This window comes from Nocardioides massiliensis, from assembly GCF_030811215.1.
Classification (GTDB): Bacteria; Actinomycetota; Actinomycetes; order Propionibacteriales; family Nocardioidaceae; genus Nocardioides_A; species Nocardioides_A massiliensis.
The window spans coordinates 1,972,204-1,992,417 of sequence record NZ_JAUSQM010000001.1; the positions used below are offsets into that span (position 1 = coordinate 1,972,204).

Below are 20,214 nucleotides of genomic sequence, written 5' to 3' on the forward strand. Positions count from 1 at the left end.
CCGCGCCTGGCCATGAAGGTGCCTTTATGACGCAAGCGCCCCCGCCACCGGACATGCAGATGCAGCGCAGCAGTCGGCCGCCGGAGGAGACCGGCGCGTTGATCGGCACGTGGCTGGCCGGCGAGGTCGGGGTGGACCACGTCGAGGTGGCGGTCGTCGGGGGCATCGACTCCAACGGACTCTCCTCCGACACGCTCGTCCTCGACGCCCACTGGGACCTGCCCGGGGCCGGCGGGGGCACGCGCCACGGCGGACGGTTCGTCACCCGCGCGGCGCCGGCCGAGGGCGACGTACCCGTCTTCCCGGTGTACGCCCTGCACCACCAGCGCGATGTCATCCGGATGGTCGGTGAGCTCACCGACGTGCCAGTGCCGGCGGTGCCGTACTCCGAGATGACCGGCAGCGTCCTGGGCGCGCCGTTCTTCCTCATGGAGCACATCGACGGGATCGTCCCGCCGGACGTGCTGCCCTACAACTTCGGCGACAACTGGTTCGCCGACGCCACCCTCGAGCAGCAGCGTCGGCTCCAGGACGCCACGATCGACGTGGTCGCGCGCATCCACGCCATCCCCGACGCGACGACGACGTTCGGCTACCTCGCCGAGGGTCTCGCCGGTCGTCCGGGCTCGCACGAGCAGCATCTGGCCCGCGTACGCCGGTGGTACGAGTTCGGTGCGGCGGACATGGGTCGCTCGCCGTTGGTGGAGCGCGGTCTGGACTGGCTGGCCTCCCACACGCCGGCACTCGCGCGGCCCGAGGAGGCCGTGCTGTGCTGGGGCGACGCCCGGATCGGCAACGTGCTCTACCGCGACTTCGAGCCCGTGGCCGTCCTCGACTGGGAGATGGCCGCGCTCGGACCGCGCGAGCTCGACCCGTCGTGGATGATCTTCGCCCACCGCGTCTTCGAGGGGATCACCGGCGCGCTCGGCCTGCCCGGCATGCCGCACGTGCTGCGCGAGGAGGACGTACGCGCCACCTACCTCGCCCGCACGGGCATCGAGCTGGGTGACCTCGAGTGGTTCACGGTGCTGCACGCGATCCAGTGGTGCTGCGTCTTCCTGCGCACCGGTGCGCGCCAGGTCCACTTCGGGGAGATCGAGCGACCCGAGGACCCCGAGGGCCTGTTCCACCACAAGGCGCTGCTCGAGCGCATCCTGGACGAGGTAGGAGACCGGTGATGGTCAGTCCGCTCGACGAGTTCCCGATCCACCAGGCGCCGCTGCCGGTCGCCTGGCCGGCCAGCAGCGATCGCAACTTCTACGACCGCTGCTACTTCAACGCCCACGACCGCACCGGCGACCTGTTCCTCATCACCGGGTTGGGCTACTACCCCAACCTCGGCACCAAGGACGCCTACCTGCTGATCGCGCGCAACGGCACCCACACGGCGGTGCACCTGTCGGACCTGTGCGACAACGACCGGATGAACCAGCAGGTCGGCAACTACCGGATCCACGTCGAGGAGCCGCTGCAGCGCATCCGGATCACCCTCGAGGAGACCGAGGGGATCGCAGCCGAGCTCACCTGGGAGGGTTCCTTCCCGGTGCTGCAGGAGCTGCCGCACGTCCTGCGCTCCGGATCGCGCGTGACGCTGGACGCCCAGCGGTTCGCGCAGGTCGGCACGTGGAGCGGGCAGCTCGACGTCGACGGGGAGCGCATCGACGTCACCCCCGACCGCTGGGTCGGCACCCGCGACCGGTCCTGGGGCATCCGGCCGGTGGGGGAGTCCGAGCCCGCCGGCGCGCCGGCGGACCCGCCGTTCGACGGCATGTGGTGGCTCTACGTCCCCATGCGGTTCGAGGAGTTCGCGGTCGTGCTGATCATGCAGGAGTCGCCCGACGGCTACCGCACGCTCAACGACTGCCACCGGGTCTTCCCCGACGGCCGTGCCGAGCAGCTCGGCTGGCCCCGCGTCCAGGTCCACTACCGCAGCGGCACCCGGCTCCCGAGCGGGGCGACCATCACCTGCACCACCCTGGACGGCACGCCGCTCGAGCTCGAGGTCTCCTCGCTGCTCGCCGCGCCCCTGCACGTCGGTGGCGGCTACGGCGGCGACCCCGACTGGCTGCACGGCATGTGGAAGGGCGAGAAGTTCGTCGAGCGCGTCCACTACGACCTCGCCGACGAGGCCGTGCAGGGCCGGATGATGTTCGGCTGCATCGACCACGTCGGTCGCACCGTGCTGACCGAGAACGGCCGCACCCACGAGGGCTTCGGCCTGTTCGAGCACTTCTGCATCGGACGCCACGACCCCAGTGGCTTCACCGACTGGTTCGCGACCGCTCCCTGACCTGGATCTCGACAAGCTCGATCGACAACACGACTGAGAGGCACCTGTGACCGCGACCATCGACAGCTCCCTGGACCGCACCCAGCTCTTCATCGGAGGTCAGTGGGTCGACCCCGCGACGAGCGAGGTGATCGAGGTCGTCTCACCGGCAACGGAGGAGGTCGTCGCGCGGGTCCCGGCCGGCTCGCCCGCCGACATCGACCGTGCGGTCGAGGCGGCGCGCCGGGCCTTCGACCACGGCCCGTGGCCGCGGATGACACCCGAGGAGCGGATCGAGGTCGTCGCCCGCTTCTCCGGCCTCTACGCCACGCGCATGGAGGAGATGGCGCAGGTCATCAGCACCGAGATGGGCTCGCCGATCTCGTTCTCCTCACTCGCGCAGGCGCCGGCACCGTGGATGATGGCCGAGACCTTCGTCAACATCGCCCGCGAGTTCGGCTGGGAGGAGCGGCGCGCCGGGGCACTGGGGGAGGTCGTCGTACGCCGTGAGCCGGTCGGGGTCGTGGCCGCGATCCCGCCGTGGAACGTCCCGCAGTTCACCACGATGTCGAAGGTGGTCCCGGCCCTGCTGGCCGGATGCACCGTCGTCGTGAAGCCCGCGCCCGAGACCCCGCTGGACGGCTACCTCATGGCGGAGCTGCTCGCCGAGGCCGGCGTACCGGAGGGCGTGGTCAGCTTCGTCGCCGGCGACCGCGAGGTCGGCGCGCACCTGGTCGCCCACCCCGGCATCGACAAGGTGGCCTTCACCGGCTCGACCGCCGCCGGCCGCAAGATCGCCGCCGTGTGCGGCGAGCAGCTCAAGCGCGTCAGCCTCGAGCTGGGCGGCAAGTCGGCCGCGATCGTCCTCGACGACGCCGACCTCGCCGCGGTGTCGGAGGGCATCAAGTTCATGGGACTGATGAACTCCGGGCAGGCCTGCGTGGCGCAGACCCGCATCCTGGTCAGCCGGCAGCGCCACGACGAGGTCGCCGACGCGCTGACCGAGATGCTGCGTGGCCTGACGGTGGGCGACCCGCTCGACCCCGCCTCGGAGATCGGCCCGATGGTCGCCAAGCGCCAGCAGGAGCGGGTCAACGGCTACATCGGCATCGGACAGGACGAGGGCGCGACCCTGGTCGCCGGCGGGCAGGGGATGCCCGACGGGCTCGACCGCGGATGGTACGTCCGGCCCACGCTCTTCGCCGGCGTCGACAACTCCATGCGGATCGCGCAGGAGGAGATCTTCGGCCCCGTGCTGTCGCTGATCGCCTACGACAGCGTCGAGGACGCCGTGAAGATCGCCAACGACTCCGAGTACGGCCTCGCCGGCACCGTCTGGACCGCCGATGCCGAGGCGGGTCTCGACGTGGCGCGGCAGGTGCGGGCGGGCACGTACGGCGTCAACACCTACACGATGGACTTCGCGGCTCCGTTCGGTGGCTACAAGGCATCCGGCATCGGCCGCGAGTTCGGTCCGGAGGGCCTGGCGCAGTACACCGAGCTGAAGTCGGTCTACACGAGCGTGCCGGAGATGTGAGGGTCCCGTACCGTCTTGACCCATGAGCGACCCCTTCTCGCACGACCAGGAGCTGCCTCACGTCATCGTCCTCGTCGGCGCGACCGGCGACCTCTCCCAGCGCAAGCTGCTGCCGGGCCTGCTCCACCTGTTCCAGGCGGGGCTGGTCCGGCACAGCCGCATCATCGGCACCTCGCTCGACGACCTCGACACGCCCGCGTTCGTCGAGCTGGCGCGGGTGGCGTGCCAGGAGGGCAGCAACCGCAAGGTCGACGACGAGCAGTGGCGTGACTTCGCCGGTCGGTTGGAGTACGTGCCCCAGGCGGCCGGACCGGCGGCGCTGCGGGACGCGGTGATCGCGGCCGAGAAGCTGGTCGCCGAGGAGGTCGAGCGCGAGCATCCCGGCGAGCTGGCCGAGGTGCGACGGCTGCACTACCTGAGCGTCCCGCCCAAGGCCGCGCTGCAGGTGGTGCACATGCTCGACGACGCCGGCCTGGTGGAGCGCGCCCGGATCGTCATGGAGAAGCCGTTCGGCACCGACCTGGCCAGCGCGAAGGCGCTCAACGACGAGCTGCACGAGGTCTTCACCGAGGACCAGATCTTCCGCATCGACCACTTCCTCGGCAAGGAGGCGGCGCAGAACATCCTCGCCTTCCGGTTCGCCAACGGCCTGTTCGAGCCGATCTGGAACCGCAACCACATCGACCACGTGCAGATCGATGTGCCCGAGACGCTCGGCCTCGAGGGGCGTACGGCGTTCTACGAGGCGACCGGTGCCTACAAGGACATGGTGGTCACGCACCTGTTCCAGGTGCTGGCATTCACCGCGATGGAGCCGCCCACGTCGCTGGAGCCCGGCCCGATCGGGGAGGAGAAGAACAAGGTCTTCCGCTCGCTGCGTCCCATCGAGCCGCAGCACGTGGTCCGGGGTCAGTACGTCGGCTACCGCGACAAGGACGGCGTACCTGCCGACTCCGACACCGAGACCTTCATCGCCCTGCGCGCCGAGATCGACAACTGGCGCTGGGCGGGGGTTCCGTTCTACCTCCGCACCGGCAAGAAGCTCGCCGAGGGGGCACGGATCATCTCGATCGCCTTCAAGGAGCCGCCGCGGACGATGTTCCCGGCCGGCTCGGGCGTCGGCACGCACGGTCCCGACCACCTCACCTTCGACCTGGCCGACTCCTCGCGGCTGTCGCTGTCGTTCTACGGCAAGCGGCCCGGACCCGGGATGAAGCTCGACAAGCTGTCGATGCAGTTCGCGCTGCACGACACCCACTACGCGGGCGGTGTGCTGGAGGCCTACGAGCGGCTCATCCACGACGCGATGCGTGGCGACCACACGCTCTTCACCACCGCCGAGGGCGTCGAGCAGCTGTGGGAGAAGTCCCGGCCGCTGCTCGCCTCCCCGCCGCCGGTGCGGCCCTACCCGCCCGGGTCCTGGGGACCGAACGCGATCCACCAGCTCATCACGCCCCACGCCTGGCGGCTGCCGTTCGAGCGCGGGTGGCGCGAGGGGAACGCCGACCGGCCCGGTTGACAGGGTTGAACCCTCGGGTGGGGTAGGTCCCGCGCCCTGCCTCGAGCTCCGCAAGGACACCAGCACGTCGTGACATTGCGTCAGATAGGGTCGGCACCATGGAGATCCTGCGTCAGATCCTGCTGGTCGTCCACATCCTCGGTTTCGCCGCGCTCGTCGGCGGGCTCCTGGTCCAGCTGAAGGGCCCGTACGCCGTCAACGCGCTCATGCGTGACGGTGCCGGCACCGCCTTCGTCAGCGGCCTGCTGCTCGTGGGGGTGCTGGAGGGCGGGGACGCCGACGTGGACCACATGAAGATCGGCGTGAAGTTCGCCGTGAGCCTGGTCGTCCTGGTCCTGGTGATGGCCAACCTCCGCAAGCCGTCGCTGCCCAAGGGCCTCTTCCTGGGCATCGCGGCGCTCGCGCTGCTCAACATCGGTGTCGCGGTCTTCTGGAGCAGCGCCCACACCTTCTGACGCCGGGCACCAGGGGTCGGTGTCGCAACCTAGGCTGGGACCACGATGACCGCGTTGTTCCCGATCCCCGCCGCCCCCCGTCCCCACGCCGACGCAGCCGACGCAGCCGACGCGGCGACCCCGCGGGGCCGTTCCCGCGAGGAGCTGCTGGAGGGGCTCAACGAGCCTCAGCGCGCAGCTGTCGTCCACGAGGGACACCCGCTGCTGGTCGTGGCAGGCGCCGGCTCGGGCAAGACCCGGGTGCTCACCCGGCGGATCGCCTGGCTGATCTCCCAGCGCGGGGCGCACCCCGGCTCGATCCTTGCGATCACCTTCACCAACAAGGCCGCCGCCGAGATGCGCGAGCGCGTCGAGGAGCTGGTCGGCAACCGGGCTCGGGTCATGTGGGTCTCGACCTTCCACTCCGCCTGCGTGCGCATCCTGCGCAAGGAGGCGGCCAAGCTGGGCTTCAAGTCCAGCTTCTCGATCTATGACGCGGCCGACTCCAAGCGGCTCATGACGCTGGTGCTGCGCGACCTCGAGATGGACGTCAAGCGCTACCCGCCCCGTGCGGTGCTCAACTGGGTCTCCAACGCCAAGAACGAGCTCAAGGACCCCGAGGACGCGACCAAGGAGGCCAGGAACGGCCAGGACGAGGCGTACGCCGCGGCCTACGTCCTCTACCAACAGCGACTGCGCCAGGCCAACGCGCTGGACTTCGACGACCTGATCATGACCACGGTCCACCTGCTCCAGGCGTTCCCCGACACCCGGGACCACTGGCGCCGGCGCTTCCGCCACGTCCTGGTCGACGAGTACCAAGACACCAACCACGCGCAGTACGCCCTCGTCCAGGCGCTGTGCGCTCCCGACCCGGAGATCGACCACGAGGGCGCTGAGCCGGCCGAGCTGATGGTCGTGGGTGACGCCGACCAGTCGATCTACGCCTTCCGCGGCGCGACCATCCGCAACATCCTCGACTTCGAGGCCGACTTCCCCGACGCGACCACGATCCTGCTGGAGCAGAACTACCGCTCCACCCAGACGATCCTCACCGCCGCCAACGCGGTCATCGACAACAACCAGGGGCGGACGCCGAAGCGGCTGTGGTCCGATGCCGGCGACGGCGACCGGATCGTCGGCTACGTCGCCGACGACGAGCACGACGAGGCCCGCTTCGTCGCCGACCAGATCGACAAGCTGAGCGACGCCGGGAAGGCCCGCGCCGGCGACGTGGCCGTCTTCTACCGCACCAACGCCCAGAGCCGGGTCTTCGAGGAGGTGTTCATCCGGGTCGGGCTGCCCTACAAGGTCGTCGGCGGGGTGCGTTTCTACGAGCGGCGCGAGATCAAGGACGCCCTGGCCTACCTGCGGATGCTCGACAACCCCGCAGACCTGGTCAGCCTGCGGCGCATCCTCAACGTCCCCAAGCGCGGCATCGGTGACCGCGCCGAAGCCTGCGTCGACGCCCTCGCCCAGCGCGACCGGATCACGTTCTGGGAGGCGCTGCAGCGTGCCGAGGAGGCGCCGGGCATCGCCAGCCGCTCGGTCAACGCGATCAAGGCGTTCGTGACGATGGTCAACGACGCCCAGCAGCTCGTGGCGGCGGGGGAGCGCGTCGACGTCGTCCTCGAGCACGTCCTGGCCACCTCGGGCTACCTCGCCGAGCTGGAGAGCTCCGACGACCCCCAGGACGAGACCCGCGTGGAGAACCTCGCCGAGCTCGTCGCGGTCGCCCGCGAGTTCGCCGACGACCCGGTGCTCGGGCCCTCCGCCGATCCGGCCGACGTGGAGGCCGGGGTCGCGCCGGCGCCGGAGCTGCGCGACTTCCTCGAGCGCGTGGCGCTCGTGGCCGACGCCGACCAGATCCCCGACCAGCCCGCCGACGGCGACGACTCGGGCGTGGTCACGCTGATGACGCTCCACACGGCCAAGGGGCTGGAGTTCCCGGTCGTCTTCCTCACCGGTCTGGAGGACGGGATCTTCCCGCACCAGCGCTCCCTCGGCGACCGTCCCGAGCTCGAGGAGGAGCGGCGCCTGGCCTATGTCGGCATCACCCGTGCGCGCGAGCGGCTCTACGTCTCGCGGGCCGTCGTCCGCTCGGCGTGGGGCGCGCCGATGCACAACCCCGCCTCACGGTTCCTCGACGAGCTGCCCGTCGACCTCGTCGACTGGGAGCGCACCGAGGCCCAACAGACGCAGTGGTCGCGACCGGTGCTGCCCAAGCTCCAGCCGCGCGGGGCGGCCGCCGTACGCCGGTTCGGGGCCGCCGCCGCGAAGGCCGACGCTGCCGCGCGAGCGACAAAGACCCGCGAGGTCCCCTCGCTGGAGTCCGGCGACCGCGTGCAGCACGACACCTTCGGCCTCGGCACGGTCGTGGTCGTCGAGGGCATCGGCGAGCAGGCCGTCGCCTCGGTCGACTTCGGGTCCGAGGGCGTCAAGCGCCTGCTGCTGCGCTACGCCCCCGTCGAGAAGCTCTGAGCCCGGCGCCCGTCAAAGTCGCCACATATGTGGCAACTTTGCGCGACACGCCGGACGAAACCTGTCGGAAGCGCCAAGGTCACCACAGATGTGGCGAATTGTCCCTGGGGAAAACGGCAGGTCAGGGGGTGACGCCGTGGACCAGCAGGGCGCTGTAGGGGTCGACCGGGTCGCCGGCGCCCGGGCGCACCTCGAGGTGCAGGTGGGGACCCGTGGAGCGACCGGTGTTGCCGACGGTCCCGATCTGTTGGCCGGGGACGACCGTGTCGCCGACGGAGACGCCGTACGACGACTGGTGGGCGTACCAGATCTCCGTGCCGTCCTCGAGCGTCACCACGGTCTTGTTGCCGTAGGCGCCGTCCATGCCGGTCTCGGTGACCACGCCGGCGGCGATCGCCAGGATCGGGGTGCCGTGGGGCGCGGCGAAGTCGAGGCCGGTGTGGGAGGAGGCCCACAGGCCGAACTGGCCGAAGCGTGCGGTGAGCCGGTAGGTGCCCGGCGGGAGGGGAGAGGCCCAGAGGTTCTTGGCGAGCTCGTCGGCCCAGGACTGCGCGCTGAGGGCGAGCTTCTGGACGCGGGCGTCGCGCTCGACGAGCTGGGCGTCCGCGGCATCCTGCAGCTCGGCGTCAGCGGCGTCGGCGAGCGCCTGACGGCGCGAGTCGCGGCTGACGGCCTGCTGGCGGTTCGCCAGGGCGGCGGAGATGTCACTGGACGCGGCGCGGACGCTCGCTTGGGAGAAGTCGACGGGGGCCGAGCCGTTCTGGCTCAGGGTCACCGCACCGCCAGCAGCGAGCAGGAGCGCAGCGGCGCCCACGGCCGTCGGGACGGAGGCGAGCCCGGGGACGAGACCCTTGCGGCTGCCGGCGTGGACGGGCTTGGTCGCACGCCGCTTGCCGCCGCCGGTGTAGCCGAGGGTCGTGGTGGGTACGACAGGGCTCGGGCGCGATCCGCGGGAGCGCTCACGCTTCCCGGCGCGGTGGTTGCCCAATGCACGTCCTTGATCGTCGGCGGGTGATCTCGGTCAGTCGGTCGCGAGCGCTCGCCAGCGTCTCTGGGCACACAACGACTCAGGGACAGACAGGGTCACGCGGTCACTCACCATAACGAACCAGCTCCGCTCGTGCGAGCCGGTCTCCACAACTGGTGCCGAACTCACGCCGAGCGTGCGCCCGCGTCGTGCACGTGGTCGAGCACGAGCTCGGCCAGCCGATCCCCGTGGGTGGGGATGAGGAAGTGGCCGACGTCGAGGTGCTGGCGGACGAGGTCCGGGCAGCGTCGTTCCAGGTCAGCGAGCGATCCGGGGGTCACGAACCCGTCACGCTCGAGCACGACCACCTGCGTGGGCACGCCGCTCACCCACGCCTTGGGCCGCCGCATCCCGCCGACGACGTTGGCGCGGTAGAGGCGCACAGCGTGCCGAGCATCACTGCTGAGGTGCTCGGCGCGCGTCAGGTCGGTGAGCGTCGGGTCGAGACGATGGGCGTGCGCCGAGCCGAGCGCCACGGCGCGCGGGCTGAGCGCGGCCTCGGCCAGGCCGGGGACGAGGAACGCGTAGACGTACCACGAGTGCACGAGCTGACTGACCCGCGTGCGCCAGCTGCCGACCCGCCCCCGCGCGAGGTCGGCGAGGTGGTCGAGCGGAGGACCGCTGACGGAGGTGTACGACGCGATGCGGCCCGCTAGACGCGGGTCGCCCGTCGCCTCGGCTGCGATCGCCTCCCACAGTTGCACCGACCCCCAGTCATGGCCCACGAGGTGCACCGCGGTGTCGCCGCACGTGGCGTCCAGGACGGCGACCAGGTCGTCGACCAGCAGGTCCACGACGTACGCCGCGGTGGAGGTCGGCCGGGTCGACTCACCCGCGCCGCGGTAGTCGTAGGTGATCACGTGCAGGTCCGGGTCCCGCTCCAGCAGGTGCGCCACCACGGGCACCCAGACGTCCTGACGCTCGGGGTAGCCGTGCAGCAGCAACACGTGGGCCGAGGCGTCCTCGCTGCGGGCGCCGTACTCACGCACCGCGAGGCTCACGGCCTCGCCCGTGCCTGGGGCGGCCGGGGAGGAGGCGACGCCACGCCGACGGTGGGGCACCGTCGGCGAGACCATCGGGGGGCTGGGAGGGGACGTCGAGAGGGGTGCGCCGGAGTCGGGCGCCGAGCCACCGGTCATGTGATGGACCCTACGTGGTGGTGACCACCCCCACCCATTAGTGTCAGCAGGCGAATCTGCCCCGTGCCGCGCCCGGGCCAACCCTTTGCCCGGCGGACATCGACGAGAACGGGTGAACCGTGGATCTGATGGAGTACCAGGCGAAGGAGCTCTTCGCCAAGCATGGCGTCGCGACCACCCTCGGCGTCGTCGTCCAGACGGCTGACGAGGCCAAGGCCGCCGCCGAGGAGCTGGGTGGCGTGACCGTCATCAAGGCGCAGGTCAAGGCCGGCGGCCGCGGCAAGGCCGGGGGTGTGAAGATCGCCAAGACCGCTGAGGAGGCCTACGAGCACGCCTCCAACATCCTCGGGATGGAGATCAAGGACCTGCGGGTCAACCGCGTCCTGGTCACGCCGGCGACGCCGCCGGAGGAGGAGTACTACTTCTCCTTCCTGCTCGACCGCGCCAACCGCCGCTACCTGTGCATCGCCAGCGTCGAGGGTGGCGTCGAGATCGAGGAGGTCGCCAAGACCAACCCCGACGCCGTACGCCAGATCCCGATCGACCCGGGCACCGGCGTCGACGAGGCGAAGGCCCGCGAGATCGCCACGGACGCGAAGTTCCCCGAGGCGGTCTTCGAGCAGGCCGTGGAGATGATCCAGAGCCTCTACAAGGTCTTCGTCGAGGAGGACGCGACGCTCGTCGAGGTCAACCCGCTCGCGCGGCTGGCCGGCGACAAGCTCGAGGCCCTCGACGGCAAGGTGTCGCTGGACGAGAACGCCTCCGAGGTGCGGCACCCGCACCACGCGGAGTTCGAGATCCGCGAGGAGGCCGACCCCCTCGAGGCGAAGGCCAAGGACCTGGGGCTGAACTACGTCAAGCTCGACGGCGAGGTCGGCATCATCGGCAACGGTGCGGGCCTGGTCATGTCCACCCTCGACGTGGTGGCGTACGCCGGTGAGGCGCACGGCGGCGTGAAGCCGGCGAACTTCCTCGACATCGGGGGTGGTGCCAACGCCGAGGTGATGGCCAACGGCCTCGACGTCATCCTCAACGACCCCCAGGTCAAGAGCGTCTTCGTCAACGTGTTCGGTGGCATCACCGCGTGCGACGAGGTCGCCAACGGCATCAAGGGCGCGCTGGAGATCCTCGGCGACGGCGCCACCAAGCCGCTGGTCGTCCGGCTCGACGGCAACAACGTCGAGAAGGGCCGCGCGATCCTGGACGAGCTGAACCACCCGCTCGTCACGCAGGTCGACACCATGGACGGCGCGGCCGACAAGGCCGCCGAGCTGGCCAACGGCTGAGCCAGAGAGCGAGAAGACACGAATGTCGATCTACCTGAACAAGGACTCCAAGATCATCGTCCAGGGCATGACCGGGGGGATGGGCTCCAAGCACACCACCCTCATGCTCGAGGCGGGGTCCAACATCGTCGGTGGCGTCAACGCCCGCAAGGCCGGCACCACGGTCGAGCTGGCCGGTCAGGAGCTGCCGGTCTTCGGTGACGTCAAGGAGGCGATGGAGAAGACCGGTGCCGACGTGTCGGTGCTGTTCGTCCCGCCGGCGTTCACCAAGGCCGCCTGCATCGAGGCCATCGACGCCGGCATCGGCCTCATGGTGGTCATCACCGAGGGCGTGCCGGTGCAGGACAGCGCCGAGGTGTGGTCCTACCTGCAGAGCGAGGCCAACCACGCCGGCACCCGGATGATCGGTCCCAACTGCCCGGGCATCATCACGCCCGAGGAGTCGCTGGCCGGCATCACCCCGCACACCATCGCGGGCAAGGGCCCCATCGGCCTGGTGTCGAAGTCGGGCACGCTGACCTACCAGATGATGTTCGAGCTCAAGGACTACGGGTTCTCCACCGCTATCGGCATCGGCGGCGACCCGGTCATCGGCACCACCCACATCGACGCCCTGCAGGCCTTCGAGGACGACCCGGAGACCAAGGCCATCGTGATGATCGGTGAGATCGGTGGTGACGCCGAGGAGCGTGCCGCCGACTACATCAAGGAGCACATCACCAAGCCGGTGGTCGGCTACGTCGCCGGCTTCACCGCTCCGGAGGGCAAGACCATGGGCCACGCCGGCGCCATCGTCTCGGGCTCCTCGGGCACCGCGCAGGCGAAGAAGGAAGCCCTCGAGGCCGTGGGCGTGAAGGTCGGCAAGACGCCGTCCGAGACCGCTCAGCTGATGCGGGAGATCATGCAGAGCCTCTGAGGCTCGCCGAAGTACTGAACAACCGCACGGGCCCGGAGCCTGCCCACGCTCAGCGTGGCTGGCTCCGGGCCCGTTCATTCAGCAGTTCGGTTCAGGTGACCGCGTTGCGCTCGGCGTAGGCGGGATCGGCGTACGCGCGGGATTCCAGCACCTCGGCGAGCGCCGCAGCGGCACGGTCGACGTCGTCGAGGGTGGTGTAGAGCGGCGCGAAGCCGAACCGGGCGATGTCGGGGTCGCGGAAGTCGCCGACGACCCCGCGGGCGATGAGGGCCTGCACGAGGCCGTAGGCGTGGGGGTGGCGGAACGACACCTGGCTGCCGCGCCGGTGGTGCGCGCGCGGGGTGACGAGCGCGACCTGCTCGTCGGGGAACCGCGCGGCCAGCGTGTCGACGTGCGCGAGGAAGCGGCCGGTCAGCTGGAGCGACGCCGCCCGCAGCTCGGCCGTCGTGACGCCGGAGAAGACGCCGAGCGCCGCCTCGAGCGCGCTGAGGGCGAGGACGGGTGGTGTCCCCACGCGCAGCCGGCCGACACCGGTGCGCGGCTCGTGGTCGAGCCGCATGGCGAACGGGGAGGCGTGCCCCATCCACCCCGCGACCGGCGGGTCAAGGTCGGCCTGCAGGTGCGGCGCGACCCAGGCGTACGCCGGACTCCCGGGACCGGCGTTGAGGTACTTGTAGGTGCACCCGACCGCCAGGTCGGCGCCCGCGGCGGCGAGGTCGACCGGCATCGCGCCCGTGGAGTGGCACAGGTCCCACTGGGCCAGCGCCCCGTGCTGGTGGATGGCCGCGGCGACGGCCGGCAGGTCGAACATCGCGCCCGTGCGGAAGTCGACGTGGGTGAGCGACACGAGCGCGACGTCGTCGTCGAGGACCGCCTCGAGTGCCGCCACACCGCCGTCGTCGCCGGGACCCTCACACCACCGCACCTCGAGGTCGAGCAGGCGCGCGACCGAGGAGACGACGTACGCGTCGGTGGGGAAGGTGCTGCGGTCGACGACCAGGACCCGTCGGTCCGGGCGCATCCGGGCGCCGGCCACGGTGGTCGCGAACAACGACTGGCTCGTCGACTCGCCCACGTGGACGTCGGCGGCGTCGACCCCGAGCAGCGGCGCGAGCAGGCGGGCGCACCTGTCGACGAGGTCGATCCAGCCGCTGCTGCTGCCGGGCACGTGGTTCCAGGAGCCGATCAGGCCCCGTCCCCACTCGTCCTCGACCACTGCCGCGACCCGGTCGGCGACCGTGCGGGGCAGCGCACCGAGGGAGTTGCCGTCGAGGTAGACGAGGTCCGGGAGCGCGAACAGGTCGCGGCGCCAGCCCGGCGCGGTCATCCCAGCTCCGCCAGTCGCTCGGTCGCGCGCTCGGCGAGGGCGATGAAGGCGTCGGCGTCCATCCCTGCTCCCTCGGTCGGGATGAAGGTCAGCTGGGCGACCCGGGACCCGGCACGCACCAGGGCCGTGCGGAACTGCACCTGGGCATCCTCCGAGATCTCGGTCGTGACGTCCCACACCCGCAGGTCGATCGCCGTGCGCCCGCGTCCCGTCGACTCCTGGGCCACCCGCCGGACGGTGCTCGCGAGGTCCCGGTCGGCGCACCCGTCCAGGCGCGCGGTCGAGCGCTCGAGCACGGCGGCCGCGCGACGCGGGTTCGCGAAGACGCCGTACGACGTGGCGACGCCGAACTCCGGCGGCAGGTCGGCCTCCGGGATGACGAATGTGCGGCTGCGACCCCGGTCGGCGCCGCTGCGCCCGAAGTTGGTGTCGTCGCAGGTGGTGACCGCCGGATTGGGGTTCGCCGGTGCCGGAGACGAGCCGACCCACGGGCGCTCGATGCGACCCACCGGCGGCAGGTCGACGACGGCGATCAGGCCCGGCTCCTCACCCGCCTCGAGCGGCGGGATCCGCTCAACCGCGCCGACGGGGGCGCAGGTCCCGGAGACGGGGGAGACGCAGAGGTCGGCGACCGCGGACGCCAGTAGCTGGGCGGTGCGACGCGGGGGGACGCTGCGCTCGCCGGGGGCCGACACGACCACGGTCGTGGTGAGCCGGCCACTGCGCCCGACCGCGACCGTGTAGGTCGTCTGCGGGCGCTCGGCCACCCGGAACGTGAGCAGGTAGGCCTCGTCCGCGGTGTGCAGGACCCGGTGGGTGCGCAACAGCTGCAACCGCGCGACCTTGCAGCCGGCGAACCAGGAGACGGTGGTGGCGAACGCCGTACGCGCCTCGGGCTCGGTGTTGCTCAGCTCGACGGACTGGACCACGGTGCGCGGTGCGGGACGTCCGTCGGGCACGCCGGCCTCGACGAAGCGGCGTACGAGTGCCCGCGTGCCGTCGGGGTCGGCGAACCGGGCCTGCTGACAGACGTAGTTGATCCCGTCGCCACGGGTGTTGTCACCGGTCGAGCGGACGTCCCAGCGGCTGGTCGTGCCCTCCCCGTCGAGATCGGTGAGCTCGTCCGCGGCGAGGAGCATGCTGCGGGCCAGGTCCGGCGGCGGTGGTGGCGGGGTGCGGTCGGCACCCGGCGCGACCGGGCTGCTGACCACGCTGCCGGCGACCACGACGAGCGCGACGGCGGTCAGGGACGCGACGACCGTGTGCGTACGCCGGCGCTTGCTGCCGGCACGGCGGATCAGCGGAGGGCGGGGGAGCACGACGCCCGCGGTCTCCGACGCCAGCCCCGCGAGGAGCTCGTCGAGCGCGTCGGCGTCGACCTCGAGCGTGGAGGTGAGCGAGGCGACGCCCTCCTGCAGCCGGGCCGCGGCACTCGCCAGGGGCAGCCCGAGCTCGCGCGCCGAGCGCGACATCGGGACCGCCGCGTGATGGCGCAGCAGGACTGCCCTGCGCTGGGCGGGCTCGAGGTCCGCGAGTGCTGCCAGGATCCGCCGGTTGCCGGGGTCCAGGTCCTTGTCGCGGCGGCCCAACCGCGCGGTGTGGCGACGCTGCGCCCGACGCCAGGCCTGCGGTCGGACCCAGTCCAACGGGTCCTCGAGCGGCGCGATCTTGCGCCAGTGGTGCCAGGCGGCGGTGTAGGCCTCCCGCACGCCCGCACGCGCGGCGGCGACGTCGCCGGTCAGCGCGAAGGTCACCGTCAACAGGTCGGCGCGCGTGCGCAGGTAGAAGTCGTCGAACGACTGCTCCTCTGCGACCGCCCGCGCTCGTGCGCCCGCGTCCCTGCCCAGCTGTGCCATGACGGATCCACGCTACCGGCCCGGCGCGCCTGGCCGGGCGCCGCCGGGTGGTCGGGGACCATGGTGGGCGTGACCGACCTGATCAGCCGTCCCCGCGGATCCGGATCGTCGCAGGCAGCCGACGGTGGTGGCCCGCAGCTCGCGCTCACGGCTCCGCTGGCGGGAGTGCTCGGCGGGCTCGGACCGCTGTTGCTGTGCGTGGTGCTGGCGGTCGTCGGCTGGTTCGCCGCCGACGCGGGCGCCCACGGGACCACGCGGGACGCACTGCGGGTCGGCGCTGACGCCTGGCTGCTGGGTCTCGGCGCCGGACTCGACCTGGGGGGCGGCGCGGTCACGGTCGTCCCGCTCGGGATCACGCTCCTCGCACTCGCCGGCGCCTGGCGGGCCGGGACCACCCTCGGGCGCCGTGACCAGGTGGACGACGACCGCAGCGTGGCCCTGGCCGTCGGGCTGCTGGTGCTCGCCCACAGCGTGCTGGCCTGCGGCGTGGCGGTCCTCGCCTCCACCAGCACCGCCCGCACGGACCCGGCGCTGGCCGTGGTCGGTGGCGCGGTCGTCGCGTTCGTCGGTGGGGGTGCCGGGGTGCTGCGCGGCGCAGGGCGGTGGTCCGCGTTCGGGGACCGGGTGCCCGCCGGCGTACGCGTCCCGCTGGTGCGGGCAGCGGAGGTCGCCGCTGCCGCGCTCGGTCTGCTCGTGGTCGCCTCTGCGGCACTGCTCGCCGCCGCGTGGGCGCTGTCGTTCGGGTCGGCGGCCAACGTGCTCGCCGCCCTCGAGCTGACCACCCCCGACCTGGTCGCGCTGACCGTCGTCACAGTGTTGGCAGTCCCCAACCTGCTCGTGCTCGCCGCGGCCTACCTGGTCGGACCCGGGTTCGCCGTTGGCGAGGGGACGAGCGTCGCCGCTGGCAGCGTCGACCTCGGTCCCGTGCCGGCGCTGCCGATGTTCGCCGCTCTGCCCGACCCCGGTGACCAGCCGGCGTACCTCGGTGTGTTGGTCGTCGTGCCAGCGCTGTGCGCCCTGCTCGCCGTGGTGCTGTTGGCCCGTCGGCGTCCCGCCCTCGAGTGGGAGGAGGCGCTGACGACCGGCATCGGTGGCGGCGTCCTCGCCGGTCTCGTCCTCGGGATCGTCGCCAAGCTCGGCTCGGGCGCGCTCGGCCCCGGCGCGATGGCCGACGTCGGACCGGCCGCGGGATCGGTCACCGTCATGGCGTGCGTCGCGCTCGGACTCGGCGGCGGCGTGGGTGCGGCGATAGCCACCTGGTGGCAGCGGCGCGGAGGAGAGCCGGCGGCTCGGTAGCCTGCTCCCGTGCCGATCCCCGCTGCCCCCGACGCACCCGCTCGTCTGGTCGTCCTGGTCTCCGGCAGCGGCACCAACCTCCAGGCGCTGCTCGACGCCTGCGCCGATCCGGCGTACGGCGCCCAGGTGGTCGCGGTCGGCGCCGACCGTGACGGGATCACCGGCCTCGAGCGGGCGGTCACCCACGGGGTGCCGACGTTCGTCGAGCGCGTCCAGGCCCACCCCGACCGGGCCGCGTGGGACGCGGCGCTCGCCGACCGCGTGGCGGCGTACGAGCCCGACCTCGTGGTGCTGGCCGGGTTCATGAAGCTGGTGGGGGAGACGTTCCTCGCCCGCTTCGGCGGCCGCACCGTCAACACCCACCCCGCGCTGTCGCCGGCGTTCCCCGGCATGCGCGGCCCCGCCGACGCCCTGGCGTACGGCGTCAAGGTCACCGGTGCGACGCTCTTCGTCGTCGACGCCGGGGTCGACACCGGTCCGATCGTGGCCCAGGCCGTGGTGCCGGTGGACGACGACGACGACGTGGAGTCCCTCCACGAGCGGATCAAGACCGCCGAGCGGGCAATGCTCGTCGAGGCAGTCGGCCGGATGGTCCGCGGCTACTCCATCACCGACAGGAAGGTCCGGTTCTCCTCATGAGCGAGACCCAGCAGCCCGTACGCCGAGCCCTCGTGTCGGTCTACGACAAGAGCGGTCTGACCGAGCTGGCCACGGGCCTGCACGAGGCGGGCGTGACGATCGTGTCGACCGGCTCGACGGCCGCGCGCATCGCCGACGCCGGGGTGCCGGTCACGCGGGTCGAGGAGCTCACCGGCTTCCCCGAGTGCCTCGACGGGCGCGTGAAGACGCTGCACCCGCGCGTGCACGCCGGCCTCCTCGCGGACCGACGGCTGGAGTCGCACCGCTCGCAGCTCGAGGACCTCGGGGTCGAGCCGTTCGACCTGGTCGTGGTCAACCTCTATCCGTTCACCGACACCGTCGCGTCCGGCGCGACGCCCGACGAGTGCATCGAGCAGATCGACATCGGCGGACCGTCGATGGTGCGGGCGGCGGCGAAGAACCACCCGTCGGTCGCGGTGCTGACCTCGCCGGCGCAGTACGACGACGCGCTGGATGCCGTGCGTGGTGGGGGATTCACGCTCGCCCAGCGGCAGAAGCTCGCCGCTGAGGCGTTCGTCCACACCGCGTCGTACGACGTCGCGGTGGCGTCGTGGATGGGCTCGGTCGTCACCGACACCTCCGAGGGCTCCGGCTTCCCGGCATGGATCGGCGCGACCTGGGAGAAGTCCGCGGTGCTGCGCTACGGCGAGAACCCGCACCAGCGCGCCGCGCTCTACTCCGACGGGGCACTGGAGCAGCCCGGGCTCGCCCAGGCCCACCAGCTGCACGGCAAGGAGATGTCCTACAACAACTACGTCGACGCCGACGCGGCGCGGCGGGCGGCGTACGACTTCGACGAGCCGGCCGTGGCGATCATCAAGCACGCCAACCCCTGTGGCATCGCGGTCGGCGCCGATGTCGCCGAGGCGCACCGCAAGGCGCACGAGTGCGACCCGGTCTCGGCGTTCGGCGGGGTCATCGCGACCAACGTCCCGGTCAGCGTGGCGATGGCCGAGCAGGTGGCGGAGGTCTTCACCGAGGTGATCGTGGCGCCAGGCTATGAGGCGGGCGCGCTCGAGGTCCTGACCGGCAAGAAGAACATCCGCGTGCTCGAGGCCAAGCCGCTGCCGCGCGGCGGTGCAGAGGCCCGGGAGATCTCCGGCGGCCTGCTGGTGCAGGTCCGCGACGCAATCGACGCCGCGGTCGAGGGCGACGGCCCCGGCGGCGACGACCCCAGCACCTGGCAGCTCGTCACCGGCGCCGCGGCCACTCCCGAGCAGCTCGCCGACCTCGCCTTCGCCTGGCGCGCCTGCCGCGCGGTGAAGTCCAACGCGATCCTGCTCGCGCGTGACGGCGCCTCCGTCGGCGTCGGCATGGGCCAGGTCAACCGGGTCGACTCCTGCAAGCTCGCCGTCTCCCGCGCCGGCGACCGCGCGCCGGGATCGGTCGCGGCCTCGGATGCGTTCTTCCCGTTCCCCGACGGCCCGCAGATCCTCATCGACGCCGGCATCTCCGCCATCGTCCAGCCCGGCGGCTCGGTGCGCGACGCCGAGGTCATCGCCGCCTGCGACGCCGCCGGCATCACGATGTACCTCACCGGTGCCCGGCACTTCTTCCACTGAGGCGGAGTGCGGGGGCAGTTTCACCGCCCGTGCCACGACACGCCCGCTTGCCGAACGAAACTGACGCCTGCAACGCCCGGTTTCGGTCGACAAGTGGTGCTGGTGGTGCCTGCGAGGCGTGCGGGCGACCACCGCGGCGATCCCGCCCCTCGACGTACCACCAGACTCAGCTGCACCACCGCGCGAACGAAACCGGGTGCCAGGGGCGGGAGAAACGTTCGACGAGCGGGCGTGTCGTTAGTCGGGCGGTGAAACTGCGCCCCCGTCCAGGGACGCTGAGAGCAGCCGGCGCAGGGAGTGGGCGAGGAGCCGGGCCTCGTCGGGCTCGGGATGGACGGCGGCCTGGCGGCGTACGGCGGAGCCGAGGATGAGGGCGACGGCACCGGCAGCGACCTCCGGGGCATCCGGTACGCCGAGCGCGGTGAGGAGCCGGGCCACGAGTCCCTCGGCGCGGCCCAAGGCGTCCGCGGCGTCCGCACGCAGGGCCGGGTCGCGCGCGGCGCCGAGATAGATCGCCAGCTCGGTGCCGGCGGTGGCGACGTCGCGCAGCGCGAAGACCGCGCTCACCAGTCCGGTGGCGTGGTCGGCATCGGCGACGAGCCGGCGCAGGTCGACGAGCTCGAGCCCGGCCAGCTCCTCCATCGTCGCGATCCACTGCTGCACGTGCCGGCGCAGCGCCTCGCGCAGCAGGTCGTCGATGGTGGCGAAGTAGTAGACGGTCGTCGCGGGCGGGAGCCCGGCCCGGGCGGCGACCGCCCGGTGCGTGACGGCGCGCGCCCCACCCTCGGCGAAGAGCGCGAGGCAGGCGTCCAGCAGCTGCTCGCGCCGGACCCGGCTGCGCTCCTGGGTCAGCTGCGCCCGCGTAACCAATGCCGCCTCCGGTAGTTGTTTCATACATTCGTATC

The 20,214-nt window shown here is 71.8% G+C and carries 16 protein-coding genes; 11 read left to right on the forward strand and 5 right to left on the reverse strand.

Annotated elements, in window-relative coordinates:
* Positions 1-26 precede the first annotated feature (26 nt).
* The 6 genes from J2S59_RS09820 to pcrA all read left to right on the forward strand — a co-directional run bounded on the left by J2S59_RS09820 (position 27) and on the right by pcrA (position 8,240).
* On the forward strand, positions 27-1,178 hold the full coding sequence (locus tag J2S59_RS09820; protein WP_068121671.1) for a phosphotransferase family protein: 1,152 nt from the start codon (positions 27-29) through the stop codon (positions 1,176-1,178).
* Complete coding sequence (locus tag J2S59_RS09825) at positions 1,178-2,290, forward strand: Rv3169 family protein (protein WP_306825057.1); 1,113 nt, start codon at positions 1,178-1,180, stop codon at positions 2,288-2,290. Before J2S59_RS09820 ends, J2S59_RS09825 begins: the two co-directional genes overlap by 1 nt.
* 46 nt (positions 2,291-2,336) lie before the next feature.
* Positions 2,337-3,806, forward strand: a complete 1,470-nt coding sequence (locus J2S59_RS09830; protein ID WP_246360534.1) for an aldehyde dehydrogenase — start codon at positions 2,337-2,339, stop codon at positions 3,804-3,806.
* Positions 3,807-3,828: 22 nt separating this feature from the next.
* Positions 3,829-5,325 (forward strand): glucose-6-phosphate dehydrogenase, encoded by a 1,497-nt coding sequence (zwf, locus tag J2S59_RS09835; RefSeq protein WP_068123702.1) that lies wholly within the window; start codon positions 3,829-3,831, stop codon positions 5,323-5,325.
* A 98-nt stretch (positions 5,326-5,423) separates the two neighbouring features.
* Positions 5,424-5,780, forward strand: coding sequence for a hypothetical protein (locus J2S59_RS09840; protein ID WP_068123698.1), 357 nt, complete (start codon positions 5,424-5,426; stop codon positions 5,778-5,780).
* A gap of 45 nt (positions 5,781-5,825) precedes the next feature.
* Positions 5,826-8,240 carry a DNA helicase PcrA gene (gene pcrA / locus J2S59_RS09845; protein WP_068123694.1) on the forward strand — a complete coding sequence of 805 codons (2,415 nt, stop codon included), beginning with the start codon at positions 5,826-5,828 and terminating at the stop codon, positions 8,238-8,240.
* Positions 8,241-8,361: 121 nt separating this feature from the next.
* On the opposite strand, the gene J2S59_RS09850 is transcribed toward pcrA, so the two are convergent.
* Together J2S59_RS09850 and J2S59_RS09855 are read right to left on the reverse strand one after the other, a co-directional pair.
* Positions 8,362-9,228: a M23 family metallopeptidase gene (locus tag J2S59_RS09850; RefSeq protein WP_068123691.1), complete on the reverse strand. Its 867-nt coding sequence runs from the start codon at positions 9,226-9,228 to the stop codon at positions 8,362-8,364.
* Positions 9,229-9,392: 164 nt separating this feature from the next.
* Positions 9,393-10,406: an alpha/beta fold hydrolase gene (locus J2S59_RS09855; protein WP_181642468.1), complete on the reverse strand. Its 1,014-nt coding sequence runs from the start codon at positions 10,404-10,406 to the stop codon at positions 9,393-9,395.
* A 119-nt stretch (positions 10,407-10,525) separates the two neighbouring features.
* Here J2S59_RS09855 and sucC point away from each other — a divergent pair, with 119 nt between their 5' ends.
* Together sucC and sucD are read left to right on the forward strand one after the other, a co-directional pair.
* Positions 10,526-11,692, forward strand: a complete 1,167-nt coding sequence (gene sucC, locus J2S59_RS09860) for an ADP-forming succinate--CoA ligase subunit beta (protein ID WP_068123686.1) — start codon at positions 10,526-10,528, stop codon at positions 11,690-11,692.
* Between the two features lie 22 nt (positions 11,693-11,714).
* A complete protein-coding gene (gene sucD / locus J2S59_RS09865) occupies positions 11,715-12,608 on the forward strand; it encodes a succinate--CoA ligase subunit alpha (protein ID WP_068123683.1) in 894 nt (297 codons plus the stop codon).
* A 91-nt stretch (positions 12,609-12,699) separates the two neighbouring features.
* Here the strand turns inward: sucD and J2S59_RS09870 are convergent, their stop codons facing one another.
* Together J2S59_RS09870 and J2S59_RS09875 are read right to left on the reverse strand one after the other, a co-directional pair.
* Entirely contained in the window at positions 12,700-13,935 is a 1,236-nt protein-coding gene (locus J2S59_RS09870) for an aminotransferase class V-fold PLP-dependent enzyme (RefSeq protein WP_306825058.1), read from the reverse strand.
* Positions 13,932-15,791 carry a SigE family RNA polymerase sigma factor gene (locus J2S59_RS09875; RefSeq protein WP_068118339.1) on the reverse strand — a complete coding sequence of 620 codons (1,860 nt, stop codon included), beginning with the start codon at positions 15,789-15,791 and terminating at the stop codon, positions 13,932-13,934. The genes J2S59_RS09870 and J2S59_RS09875 overlap by 4 nt, the downstream gene beginning before the upstream one ends.
* A gap of 69 nt (positions 15,792-15,860) precedes the next feature.
* On the opposite strand from J2S59_RS09875, the gene J2S59_RS09880 reads away from it, so the two are divergent.
* The 3 genes from J2S59_RS09880 to purH are packed head-to-tail and all read left to right on the forward strand — an operon-like array spanning position 15,861 to position 19,309.
* Positions 15,861-17,087 carry a cell division protein PerM gene (locus tag J2S59_RS09880; RefSeq protein ID WP_181641640.1) on the forward strand — a complete coding sequence of 409 codons (1,227 nt, stop codon included), beginning with the start codon at positions 15,861-15,863 and terminating at the stop codon, positions 17,085-17,087.
* Positions 17,088-17,096: 9 nt separating this feature from the next.
* Entirely contained in the window at positions 17,097-17,726 is a 630-nt protein-coding gene (gene purN / locus J2S59_RS09885) for a phosphoribosylglycinamide formyltransferase (protein WP_246360161.1), read from the forward strand.
* On the forward strand, positions 17,723-19,309 hold the full coding sequence (purH, locus tag J2S59_RS09890) for a bifunctional phosphoribosylaminoimidazolecarboxamide formyltransferase/IMP cyclohydrolase (RefSeq protein WP_068118331.1): 1,587 nt from the start codon (positions 17,723-17,725) through the stop codon (positions 19,307-19,309). Before purN ends, purH begins: the two co-directional genes overlap by 4 nt.
* A 237-nt stretch (positions 19,310-19,546) precedes the next feature.
* Here purH and J2S59_RS09895 read toward each other — a convergent pair whose 3' ends face one another.
* Entirely contained in the window at positions 19,547-20,203 is a 657-nt protein-coding gene (locus J2S59_RS09895; protein WP_306825059.1) for a TetR/AcrR family transcriptional regulator, read from the reverse strand.
* Positions 20,204-20,214: the final 11 nt, after the last annotated feature.